The 12,838-nt window shown below is 35.2% G+C and carries 8 protein-coding genes; all 8 read right to left on the reverse strand.

Annotated elements, in window-relative coordinates:
• Positions 1–248: 248 nt before the first annotated feature.
• The gene (locus BUB80_RS06165; RefSeq protein WP_073291899.1) at positions 249–1,208 is read right to left on the reverse strand and encodes a Fic family protein; all 960 of its coding nucleotides are present in this window, start codon (positions 1,206–1,208) and stop codon (positions 249–251) included.
• 245 nt (positions 1,209–1,453) lie between these two features.
• Complete coding sequence (locus BUB80_RS06170) at positions 1,454–3,628, reverse strand: outer membrane beta-barrel family protein (RefSeq protein ID WP_073291900.1); 2,175 nt, start codon at positions 3,626–3,628, stop codon at positions 1,454–1,456.
• Between the two features lie 230 nt (positions 3,629–3,858).
• Positions 3,859–4,419 carry a DUF2652 domain-containing protein gene (locus BUB80_RS06175; protein WP_073291902.1) on the reverse strand — a complete coding sequence of 187 codons (561 nt, stop codon included), beginning with the start codon at positions 4,417–4,419 and terminating at the stop codon, positions 3,859–3,861.
• A gap of 58 nt (positions 4,420–4,477) precedes the next feature.
• Positions 4,478–5,896, reverse strand: a complete 1,419-nt coding sequence (locus BUB80_RS06180) for an efflux transporter outer membrane subunit (protein ID WP_073291903.1) — start codon at positions 5,894–5,896, stop codon at positions 4,478–4,480.
• Between the two features lie 19 nt (positions 5,897–5,915).
• A complete protein-coding gene (locus BUB80_RS06185) occupies positions 5,916–9,056 on the reverse strand; it encodes an efflux RND transporter permease subunit (protein ID WP_073291905.1) in 3,141 nt (1,046 codons plus the stop codon).
• A 9-nt stretch (positions 9,057–9,065) separates the two neighbouring features.
• Positions 9,066–10,214, reverse strand: coding sequence for an efflux RND transporter periplasmic adaptor subunit (locus BUB80_RS06190; protein ID WP_073291907.1), 1,149 nt, complete (start codon positions 10,212–10,214; stop codon positions 9,066–9,068).
• 612 nt (positions 10,215–10,826) lie between these two features.
• The gene (locus tag BUB80_RS06195; protein WP_073291909.1) at positions 10,827–11,741 is read right to left on the reverse strand and encodes an AraC family transcriptional regulator; all 915 of its coding nucleotides are present in this window, start codon (positions 11,739–11,741) and stop codon (positions 10,827–10,829) included.
• A gap of 35 nt (positions 11,742–11,776) precedes the next feature.
• Positions 11,777–12,523: a metallophosphoesterase gene (locus BUB80_RS06200; protein WP_073291910.1), complete on the reverse strand. Its 747-nt coding sequence runs from the start codon at positions 12,521–12,523 to the stop codon at positions 11,777–11,779.
• Between the last annotated feature and the right edge of the window lie 315 nt (positions 12,524–12,838).

Raw genomic sequence — 12,838 nt, forward strand, 5'->3', positions numbered from 1 at the left:
ATGCCTGAATCTGATTCGGGCATTTTTTGTTAAGTTTATTTAAATTAATGAAAATTTAACCGCAAAAGTGACAAAAGCTATCTGCATATTTAACCATTATTTAATTATTAGAAAACAAAAGCCACTCCAAAGAATAAAATCAAAGATTTTTAAAAACTTATGGGATTTTATTAGCAGTTTAATAATTAACCTAAAATACTAATATCTAATCTTATATCCCTTTGTGGTTGAAATAAAAGATTAAACATTTATTCTTTAAATTGATATTCCGTTAATCTTTGTTCTCCAAATTTCATTAAAATACTTTGTCCTACAGCCCACTTCAAATCTCGGCTCGCAGTTGGTGCAGAAATACTTTTAAAACTTTCTAAATAATCTTTTCTGCTAAATTTGTTACTTCCTATTTTGTCCTTAAATAAAAACAACCTGTCCTTTATACTTAAATTGATATTTTGAGATTGTAAAAGTTGTTTCAAAGACTCCAATATGATGGCCAACATAAATTCAATAAAAGGAGTAGATTGTCCTATTTTATCAGATTCTGAAAGCTTATTATAATATTTCTTTTGATTTTCTTTAATAAGACTTTCAACAGGTAGAAATTCAAAAACAGGATATTGCTGCATTAAAATTAAGGTCTGCCACAACCTTCCCATTCTACCATTTCCGTCTACAAAAGGATGAATAAACTCAAATTCATAATGAAAAACACAACTTTTAATTAATATCAAATCTTTATCGTTTTTCAAGTAGGTAAAAAGATCATTCATTAAGCCTTTTACCATTGTACCACCAGGTGCAAGATGTTCAACTTTTGAACCTTTAACAATTCCTACATTAGTTGTTCTGAATTTTCCTGCGTTCTTAATTAAATCTTTCATTAAGATAGAATGTGCAAATTCTAAATCTTTAATTTTATTTACATTAAAACGTTTCAAGTCATCATACACTTCAATAGCATTCTGAACTTCAAGAATATCCTTAGCCGGAGCAATAATTCTTTTATTCTCTAACAAAGCGGTTATCTGTTCTTCTGACAGAGTATTTCCTTCAATTTCCAATGAAGATTGAATTGTTTTGATACGATTTTTCTTCCGAAGTTCAGTGGTTGGTTTATAAAGATGATTAGCATTAATCTCTCCTATTTTCTCAGAAATAGAAACAACTAATTCTAAAATTTTATCTGTAATTATATAAGGTGGTTTCAAAACTTGATAGTATCATATGATACTATCAAAGATAGCAATTTTTAATTTAAACAAAAAAGATTGGAGATCTCCTAAATTTCGGCTAAAGCCCAAGTTATTATGCAAAAGAAAAGCGGACTAAAGTCCGCTCCTATTGATACCTTGATAGTATCATATGATACTATCAAAACTATTAATCGAAACAAAAAAAGCGACCGAATTCCTTCAGTCGCTTTCAAATTCGAACTATATTAAACTAAAAACAATTACTTTCCGCCACCGCCGTTTTTCTCAACATCGGTTTTGGTATTGTCTTTTACTTTTTGATTTCCGAAACGTTTTACAAAAGAAAGCGAAACGCCGTACCAGTCCCATCTCGAATAATTTTGAGTGGTCCCAATATTACTAAATGTTGTTCCGTCATATACTGGTCTTTTAAAGATATTCATCAACTGTACGCTCGTTTCAATCTGTGTTTTAGGAAATATTTTGGTCACAGAAATCGTATGGAAAACGTTGGCTTTATTCGCATAAGAATTTCCATTATTCTGATTCGAAATTTCAACCCATGCACTTAAATTGATATTCTTATTAAAAAGATTCGTGTACGATATATTCGTAGAACCACCAATATAACTTATATAATCTCTGGCACCCTCCAATCCATTTTTTGCATTAAAATCACTGTTGTCATTATAATACCATCCAACTCCTAAATTTACACTCAATTTGTTCTTCAGGAAGGTCTGATTGGTATTCGCATACAGGTAATACTTTTCAATTTTTCCTGTAAAATTCCCTGGATAAGTGACCGTTTTTCCATTTTCAGTCGCAAAGGTTGTCCAATAATCCTGATTGGTAAACATATATCTTGCAGAAATAAAATACTTCTTGAAAAGTCCTAATTTCATTACAATCCTATCACTCGGATTAGGATTTAAATCCATATTTCCTCGGTAATATATTCCTTCGTTGTTAGGAATAAGGAAAGGATTAAATTCTGTATACCACGGACGCCAAACATTGCGGTTGTAGGTTAGACTCAAATCATATTTATCCGAGAAAGAATACTTCAACAATATATTGGGAAGGAAATTTCCGTATGATTCTTTTCTTTTGGTTCCGGCAACGTCTTGCTGTATTTTAAAATCAATATGCTCATATCGAAGTCCGACTCTCGTTTCCAGTTTTTTGAAGAACGTTTTGCTATAATTCAGATAAATAGAATTCACGTTATCCTCATATCTGAAATAATCATTTCTTCTATCTGAACTATTTCCAGGAGGATTAGAAGTGATACTGTTTTCGTAAAGATCGTAAGGAACCACGTTATTATTAAAGTCCATCTTACCGCCAAATTCCACAGTACCTCCAGATCCAGATTTCCCAAGAGGTTGTGTATAATCTACTTTTAAGTAATAATTACGGGTTTGATTATAATTGGAAATGAGGGTTTCATTAAAACTTTTATTGCCCTTTGCATCAATTCCATTTTTCAAAAAAGTATTATCTTCTGCCTGAGATTCATAATTAGAACCTATATTAATATCTAAGATCCTGTTTTTCTCTTTATCATAATATTTATAGAAAAAATTGGTTCCCAACATGCGGTTAAGTCCCGATGCATTTTGATTCTGAATGTAAGATTGAAAATCATTATTAAGAGATACACTTCCGTCTGCATCTGAAAAAGAGGAAACTTTACTTTGATAATATTCCAGAATAAGCCCGATGGTATTTTTATCATTTAACGCATATTCTGAGGTAGAAGAAACAGAAGGACTTTGGCGTTTGTTGGTATCTACACTGTTAAATTTACTAATCTGGTTATCTGCATACCGAGTATAGAGATAATTATTTTTCTCAATGTGCGTATTGTCATTGTAACTTCCGATTAAGGTCTGCGTAAAGTTTTTCTTATGATAATTCAGATTGAGGTTGCTGTATTGCGAGTTCTTGGTATTTTGTCTGTTATTCAACGTTACACTTCCTTTCATTCCTTCATCATCACGCTTTTTTAAGACGATATTGATGACAGATCCTGCACTTTCATACCTTGAAGATGGACTTGTAATGACCTCAATTTTCATCAGATTATCTGCGGGAATAGTCGCTAAGTATTCCTTTAATTCTTTTCCTGTAAAAACAGATTTTCTATCATTAATATATACCGTTACAGATTCCCCTTCTGCTTTGATGGCATCATTATTATCAATACTTACCAAAGGCGTCATTCTCAAAACATCCCAAGTGGTATTTCCTGCTAAAATGGAGCTGTTGGCAACATTAAAAACAGTTCTGTCTGCCTTAGATTCTACAGTGGCTTTCCTCACTGTTACGGTAACAGCCTCTATATCTTTTCCTTTAATAGAATCATTTTTTACCTGAGCAAAAGCTAAGGTTCCTATTAATAAAACAATTGTTGATATAATTCTTTTCACTAAATTTAGTTTTTCATCTATAAGACACTTATCATGCAAAGTATGTTACATCTAATTTTGAAAAAAAACCAAAATAATTCTTCCTTAATTCTAATTAAGCATTATGCCATAATCTCACATTGATATATTATGATGAAATATTCACAAAAACAACTGATTGTAACATCATTAAAAACAAAAAACGCCCGAATTTCTTCGGACGTCTGCAAAAAGCAAATTACAAGGAAAATTTAAATATGCTGTTTTATTTTTTCAAAATACTGAACAACACCTACCTCCGGAACATATAATTGACCATGAGAACCATTCTCAAAATCATTCGTCTTATCCAGAAAAGAATTACTGAAAAAAGCGTAAGAAGGTTGTTCTGCAAAGTCGTTTTTAAGCAACTGATGCGCTTCTATTACCGTCGGTCCATAGAGTTTCTTGAAGTTCCCGAGAGTATATTGTGAAAACTTACCATAGTTAACAATGAATTTTAAAGACAGATCAATAGATGTATTCAAAACTTCGCTTAACTCTTCCACCTTTCTGTTAAAAGCATTCCTCATTGTATTAAGCAGTTTTGAAACAGTTTGAAATGATGGTTTTGAATCATATTTATAAAATAAAATAGCATCCCCTTCGATTTCTGAAATATCAAAATGCTGATCATTCACCTGAAGCAATGTAGCAAGCAGTTCTCTTACAATATATTGCCCTGTATACAATTTTGTATTGAATACAAATTCTGTAAATCCATTGAAGTCCGGAATAAGTATGATCCCCTCGTGTATGTTTGTATTCTTCATGTCCTGTTGGATTAAAAACCTGTTGTATCCTAATAGACGCAACAGGTTTCATTTTACTTTATTGCCAACCTCCACCTACAGATCGGTAGAGCATCGTGATTGCATTTAATCTTTGTGCTTTCAGAGAAGCCAGATCCAATTCTGCCTGAAGTTTATTGCTTTGCGCCAAAATAACCTCAATATAAGTCGCTGAATTATATTTAAATAAAATATCTGCTTTCTTCACGGCTTCATTAGATTTCATCACCAAACCTTCTGCAATTTTTTGCTGTTCTTCCAGTTTTTGAATCTGAATTAACGCATCAGAAACCTCACCTACCGCTTTTAAAACCGATTGTTTAAAAGTAATTTCAGCTTGCTGTGACAACACTTTTGATTGCTCGTATTGTGTTTTCAGTTGTTTTCCGTTCAAAAGGGGTTGAGCGATTGCCCCCGCTACCATTCCGAAAAGTGATCCTGGAACACTGAACCAATGACTCGCCTGAAAAGCATTTAGTCCACCCTGAGCGGTAATACTGAACGACGGATACATACTCATCTTCGCCACATGAATTCCGGAAATACTTTTTCTCAGATCCAATTCAGCACTTTTTATATCGGGTCTGTAACTCAACAAGTCTGCTGGAATTCCTGACGCAATGGTTTCGGGCGTCTGAATGTTATTCAAACTTGCGCTTCTTTCAATTTTATCAGGCATTGAACCTATTAAAAGACTCAATGCATTTTCCTGAGTCGCAATAGAACTTTCAATGGCAGGAATTGTTTTTAAGATTTGATCTTTCACGATTTCCTGTTGCTGAACGGCCAAAGCTGTTGTTAATCCTACTTCCTGCTGCTTTGTCAAGTACTTCAATGTCGTGTCTGAATAGGCTAAATTAGATTTTGTAATTTCCAACTGCGTATCCAACATCAATACATTATAATACCCTTGAACCACGGAAGCCACCAACTGCGTTCTCACGGCTTTTGCAGCTTCCTGAGTTTTAAGATATTCGGTTAAAGCCTGTTCTTTTCGACCTCTTATCTTGCCCCAGATATCAGCTTCCCAAGAAATATTGATTGTAGTAGAATAATCTTCCGTATACTTTCTTCCCATAAACTGGCCGGCCATCATTCCGTTCATACTGTTGTCTGAAGGTCGGCTGAGACTTGCATTGGCAACCGTTGCGCTTACGGTCGGCACATTCGCCCACTTGCTTTGATGATAGGCCAAAGAAGCAAATTCTATTTGTTTTAAAGCCAGTTGAAGATCATTATTCTGAACAATCGCTTTATCAATCAATGCTACCAAAACAGGATCTTTAAAAAAATCTTTGTAGCTAATCTTTGCGATATTCTCGCTGTTGTCTGTAACGATCGTATCACTTCTAAAAGCTTCGGGCATTTTTATTTCGGGACGTTCATATTTCTGAACTTTACATGAAACCGCAATCCCTGAAATTAATGCTAAATATGCTATATTTTTAATTGAATTCATTATTTAAATATCATTAGAATTAATATTCCCAATCGGCTTCTGTTACTTCTTTACCATTGATTCTTTCATGCAAAGACTGGAATACCACAAACAATACAGGAACCACAAAAATTCCTAAAACAGTTCCGAAAATCATCCCTGAAATTGCTGCATATCCGATGGAAAGATTCCCCATTGCAGAAGGACCAACCACAAAAATCAACGGAATTAACCCTGTAATAAAAGCCAAAGAAGTCATTAAGATCGGACGAAGACGAGCCTTAGCTCCTTCCACCGCAGAAGCAATTAAACTCTTTCCTGCTCTACGTCTTTGGATGGCAAATTCTACAATCAGAATTCCGTTTTTCGCTAATAATCCAATCAACATCACCATCGCGATCTGAACATAAATATTGTTTGAAAGATCCGCCAATGTAATGCCTACAAATACTCCCGATAAACCTACAGGTATCCCGATCAATACAGCAAACGGAAGAATATAACTTTCATACTGTGCCGATAACAGGAAGAATACAAACACGATACATAATCCGAAGATCATTACAGATTGTGAACTTGAAGTGGCTTCTTCACGGCTCATTCCTTTATAATCATACGTAAATCCGGGAGGTAGCACTTTCTTGCTCACTTCTTCAACCGCCGCCATTGCCTGACCAGAACTGTATCCCGGAGCTGCCATTACCGTTAAATTGGAAGAATTAAACAAGTTAAAACGATCCACCACTTCCGCTCCTGTTACTTGTTTTAAGGTTACCAACGTGTTTACAGGAACCATTTGACCCGCATTATTTTTAACGAAAATACCATTCAATGATTCTTTATCCTGTCTCGTTTCCGGAGTAGCCTGAACCAATACTCTGTAATATTTCCCGAATCTGTTGAAATCCGAAGACTGAATACTTCCGTAATACCCTTGCATCACGCCTAACACATCAGAAACACTCACTCCTAATTGAGCCGCTTTTACCTCATCTACCAAGACTTCATATTGAGGATAAGAAACATCAAAAGTGGTAAACGCCACAGCAACTTCAGGTCGTTGCATCAAAGCCCCCATCATTCCGTAAGAGATATTTCCTAAATTCTGAAGTTCTCCGTTTGTTCTGTCCTGAAGCACAAGCTCCATTCCACTCGTATTTCCGAAACCATCCACTGTTGGCGTATTAATTACCAAGAAATTGGCTCTTTTATCCTGAGAAAGCATTCCTTGCGTTTGCCCGATAATTTCATTGATATTATTAATCTTTCCACGCTCTCCGCCTTTCTTTAATTTAACGAAAATAGAAGCCGCTGAAGAAGACATTGAACCACTGAAAAGATTCAGTCCATCCACAGAAATCACTTTGTCAACCGCAGGATTTTTCATCAATTTATCTTCTGTATCAGCCACTACTTTTGATGTTCTGTCTTTTGAAGCACCAGGCGCCAAATTAGCCGTCACGATAATGAAACTCTGATCTTCATCAGGAATAAATCCTTTTGGCGTAGTCATAGACATCCAAGTAAATAACCCTCCAAACACAATGATAATAAGGAATGCGATCCATTTTCTTTTTAATAAGAATAATACCGCTTTTCCGTAACGGAATGTCAGCTTATTAAAACTTGCATTAAAACCAGCAAAGAAACGGTCTTTAAAATTCATTTTTTCATGAGAACCCCCGTGATTCTGTTTTAAGAATAATGCACATAAAGCCGGGCTTAACGTCAATGCATTGACCGCAGAAATTACAATCGCTATCGCCAATGTCAAGGCAAACTGCTGATAAAATAACCCTGTAGAACCACTCATAAATGCTACCGGAACGAATACCGCAGACATAATCAACGTAATCGAAATAATCGCTCCTGTAATCTCACTCATTGCCGACATCGTTGCCGCTTTTGCATTGAGTTTCTTATGTTCCATTTTAGCATGAACCGCTTCCACGACGACAATGGCATCATCCACCACAATTCCAATGGCGAGTACCAAAGCAAATAGCGTTAAGATATTGATTGAGAATCCAAATAGATTCATGAAGAAAAACGTTCCCACAATAGAAACCGGAACCGCAATCGCCGGAATTAATGTTGAACGGAAATCCTGCAAGAAGATATAAACCACGATGAATACAAGAATAAATGCTTCTATCAACGTATTAATTACCTGCTCGATAGATTGATCTAATGCATCTTTCGTTGCATACGGAATTTCATACGCCATTCCTTCCGGGAAGGATTTCTCCAGTTCTTTCATTCTTTCCTGAAGCGCAATCTGTACTTCGTTGGCATTCGATCCTGCCATTTGGAAAATCGCCATCGTTACGGATGGTTTTTTGTTGAAATTTGAAGAAACCGTATAACTGTACGCTCCAAACTCCACTCTCGCAACATCCTTTAATTTTAAAACAGAACCATCGCTTAATGCTTTGATCGTAATATTTTCATACTGCTCAGGCTCCGTGAATTTTCCTTTGTAACGAAGGACATATTCCATCGATTCTTTACTTCTTTCCCCGAATCTTCCCGGTGCCGCTTCCAAGTTTTGAGATTGAATCGCACGCGAAACCTCCGCTGGAGTAAGGTTATATGAAGTCAGTTTATTCGGATCCAGCCAAACACGCATTGAATAATCTTTATTTCCATACACCATCGCATCTCCTACTCCTTTTACCCTTTTCAGATCCGGAACAATATTGATTTTTGCATAATTCTCCAGGAAAAGATCGTCCATTGTGCCATCTTTACTCGTTAGAGAAACCATCGCAATCATACTGTTTTGTCTCTTCAACGTGGTGATTCCCGCCTGAACAACCTCCGCAGGAAGTTGATTCGTAACCTGCGCTACCCTGTTCTGAACATTGATGGCTGCCTGATCGGGATCAGTTCCTAATTTAAAGATCACGGTGATACTTAACGTACCGTCATTACTCGCTGTAGAAGTAATGTAATCCATATTTTCAACTCCATTGATGGCGTTTTCCAATGGTGGAGCTACGGATCTCGCAATCGTTTCAGCATTGGCTCCTGGATATGCTGCCGTTACCATGACGGTAGGTGGCGCAATGTCCGGAAATTTTGTAATCGGCAGATTGAGCATACCGACAACCCCCAGAATAACAAGCAATACGGAGATAACCGTTGCCAGTACGGGTCTTTTTATAATTTTCTTTAACATGATTTTTTCTTACGATTTTTTCGGTTGAGCATTCTTTTGCTTTTGAGCAACAACAGGAGTTCCCGGCTGTAATCTGTCGAAACCGGTAACGATGTACTGATCTCCTGCTTTTAACCCTTTAGAAATAATGAAATTGTCTCCCGCTTTCCCGCTTACTTCAATCGGTAACTGAGTCGCTTTTCCGTCTTTGATAGTGAATACAAAAGTTTTATCCTGAATCGTTCTTGTAGAAGCAATCGGAAGCAGAATAACATTGCTGTAAAACTGTTCCATCACAATTTTTCCAGTGTTTCCACTTCTTAATAAGTTATTCGGATTGTTGAACTTTGCTCTTAAAGTAATAGAACCCGTGGTTTTATTAAACTGACCTTCCACAGCATCAATTCTCCCTGTTTCAGCATATTTCTCTCCACCCGAAAGCAATAAAGAAACTGCAGGCGTATTTTTAATGATCTCATTAATATTGCTTCCAACTGTCTGTTTCTGGAAGTTATTAAAATCATTTTCACTCATGCTAAAATAGGTGTATACCTGATGAATGTCTGATAATAGCGTAATCGGATCCTGATTAGTTGGCGTTAATAAACTTCCCAAACGATAATTGAATCTTCCAATATACCCACTTACCGGAGCTTTAATTGTAGAAAAATTAAGATTGATCTTTGCCGATTCAATAGAAGACATCGACTGGCTTACTGCACCTCTTGCAGCATTATAATTAGCCTCCGCTTCTTTTACCTGAATATCGGAAACCATTTTATTTCTGAATAATTCTTTCTTACGGTCTACATCAATCTTCGAAGTTGAAAGATTCGCTTGTGCTGTAATTAAAGCAGCCTGTGCACTTTTCAACTGCTCACGGAAAATCTGATCTTCAATTTTAAATAAAGACTGGCCTGCTCTCACATAATCCCCTTCATCTACAAAAATTTTGGTTAAATATCCCGTCACCTGAGGTCTGATTTCCACATTAGAAACTCCTTCCACAGAAGCCGCATATTCTCTGGAAACAGAAGCATCTCCCTGTTTTACTATATCTACAGGAAGTTCCGGCGCCTGTTGCTGATAAGATTGGTTTTGATTATTTTTCCTGCACCCCGCCAAAACAATCAGCGAGAGGAAAAGTATAGTCGATTTCTGAATAAAAAATCTCTGCATAACAATAATTCCTTTAAATTTTACGGGGCAAAATTGAAACTAAAAAAGTTGTACAGAAATATTCAAAAAACCTCTTGATTTGTCAAAAAGACTCCTTATTTTAAGCAACTATGAGAAATGTCAGGTTATTTTATTTTTTCTACAGATTATTTTTTGTGAGTGTTTTTTTATTTTTTTGAAAATTCAGTATTTAAGTTTTGGCTAAAGCCAATTGATTTTGGTGTATTGATTAAACGGACTAAAGTCCGTTCCTATTGATATAAACATCGTGTTTATTATGACTGTTTTTCTTTTGTCTTGAAACAAAAGAAACAAAAATTCAAGACTTGGAAACTTCCGCTAAAAATTAAAAGTTACTCCTAAAATTCCCAAAACTCGTGCGGATTTACCTGTTTTTCTTCGGTTCTAAGTTTGTCCCGTACTCAAACAGTGGGAATTTTTTAACGGATTAATTTTATTTTGCCTCAATATTTTATATTTTTTTATTTGAATCGGCGAACCTCTTCGAGGTTTCTTAACGCTGCATTTTCCTAGGTCAATAAAAAGGGCTGCTATGAGCCAAATAGATATCGAAGAATATTAATTGAAAATCTATTATCTATTAAAACAAAATCAATACAAATCATCTCTCTTATATTCCAGAGGAGATTTGCCTACATGTTTTTTGAAGAATTTGCTAAAAGACGCCTGATCGGAAAATTTCAATTGAGTAGCTACTTCATTGACATTGGCTGTTGAGTTTTTGAGCAACAATCGGGCTTCTACAGCCAAAACTTGATGGATAATATCTCTGGGAGATTTAAACATCGTTTTATTAATGACTTTTGTTAGATATTTTCGGCTAATGCAAAGTTCATCTGCATAAAACTGAACACTATGCTGATCTTTAAAATGTTCCCGAACTAAGGTAAAAAAGCTTGTGGTAATTTCATCTTCACGAGAAGTAACTTGATAGAACTTTTCTGTTCTTTTGAAATAATTATCAACCTCATAAATAACCAGCGAAAAGTGATGCCAAATCATTTCATTGAAATAATAATTCTCTTTTTCAGTGCTATTCAGCACCTTCAATTCATCCAAATGAAATTCTATTCTGCGAAAAATATCCGGTTCATTTTTAATCACATTGGTATCTACTGACAGACTTCTCAATACATCACTTGACCTATAATTAAAACCAGCATTCGAAATAAAGTCTACAGAAAAGAAAATATACTTTCCTACGTAATCATCCGAAACTTCTTCTATCCAAAATGTTTCAGACATCGGGCAAAAGATAATATCTCCTGCCGAACTTGTATAACGTTTATCATCAATTCTAAACTGCTCATAACCGTTTTTCACCAAAATCAAACAAAAATACTCGGCACGACTCGGAACATTCAGGTTCATCGCATAGTTCGCACTATCGATTGTCATAACCACATATTCTTTAATTCTGAGATCAAATTCTACTTCCTTAAGAAGTTCTTCAAAAGTGAAATTTGTGACAAAATCTGTTACCGCCGATTTAGATTTTCTAGGCATTGGAAAAATGAATTATAAGAGATCAAATTTAAAACTTAAATCTCAATGATCAACTCTTTATCGTATCCATTATATTTTTCAACGATATAACCATGAGGATTACAAATAACTTCCGTTTCTCCAATTGTATACCTGCAAGGCGTGTGAATATGCCCATGAATCCAATACAAAGGCTGATATTCAACAATAAAATCTTCAAGGTTGGAAGCATAAGCTGAGGTGAGCGGATCTTCTTTATACTCTTCCGGAACAGACTGAATACTTGGCGCGTGATGCGTAACCACAATATTTTTAAATCCTTTTGAGTTCTCAAGGCTTTCCAGTAACCACAATTTTGAAAACTGGTGAATTTTAAAAGTATCAATCGTTCTCATCTTTGAATAAGAAGGATCTCTCGTTATTTTTTTATAATCATTCATTTTCGACTGACAGATCATTCCGTAATGTATTGGATTTCCAAATATTGAAAAATCTGTCCATAATGTTGCGCCATGAAAACGAACTCCTTCAATATCTACAAAAGAATCTTCCAAAACAAAAACATTGGAGTCCTGAGCAGCAGCCTTTATTTTATTTAGTGTTTTTGGATATGAACCTTTATAATATTCATGATTGCCCAACACATAAATCACCGGTTTATTCGGAATGTTAGTTTTAATCCATTCAATTCCTTTTGTTCCTAGATTTACATCACCAGCGAGTACTACCAAATCAGCATTATCAAAGGATAAATCGGTTAATCCAAATTCTTGATGAAGATCGCTGATGATTTGTATTTTCATGATCAACTTATTTAAACTTTTATTCCCTATAAATGAGCAATCGCAAAGAAAGTGGAAAGTTTTCCAATGTGAAAATATTTTTAGCACGAAATGATGTTTGAATTCGTCGCATCTGCAGTTTCACTCAATAAAGATTGTACGAGATATTTGTCATTGTATGATTTCGTCAGGATTTTTTTGACGCAAAGATTTATTTCTAATTCTGCATATTTAAGGGAGCAAAGAATTGAATCAATTATATTGATTTTAAGAAGCCTCCTTCATCAGCGACTTTGTCGCATTTCTTGGCTTCCTTAAAAATAATACGCTTTCCTA

This window comes from Chryseobacterium polytrichastri, assembly GCF_900142445.1.
Lineage (GTDB): Bacteria > Bacteroidota > Bacteroidia > Flavobacteriales > Weeksellaceae > Chryseobacterium > Chryseobacterium polytrichastri.

What these genes read in the sequence shown, in the direction of transcription:
- BUB80_RS06180 (WP_073291903.1), bottom strand. Translation starts at nt 5,896, where the DNA reads ATGAATTCAATTAAAAATATAGCATATTTAGCATTAATTTCAGGGATT.
- BUB80_RS06175 (WP_073291902.1), bottom strand. Translation starts at nt 4,419, where the DNA reads ATGAAGAATACAAACATACACGAGGGGATCATACTTATTCCGGACTTC.
- BUB80_RS06195 (WP_073291909.1), bottom strand. Translation starts at nt 11,741, where the DNA reads ATGCCTAGAAAATCTAAATCGGCGGTAACAGATTTTGTCACAAATTTC.
- BUB80_RS06200 (WP_073291910.1), bottom strand. Translation starts at nt 12,523, where the DNA reads ATGAAAATACAAATCATCAGCGATCTTCATCAAGAATTTGGATTAACC.
- BUB80_RS06190 (WP_073291907.1), bottom strand. Translation starts at nt 10,214, where the DNA reads ATGCAGAGATTTTTTATTCAGAAATCGACTATACTTTTCCTCTCGCTG.
- BUB80_RS06185 (WP_073291905.1), bottom strand. Translation starts at nt 9,056, where the DNA reads ATGTTAAAGAAAATTATAAAAAGACCCGTACTGGCAACGGTTATCTCC.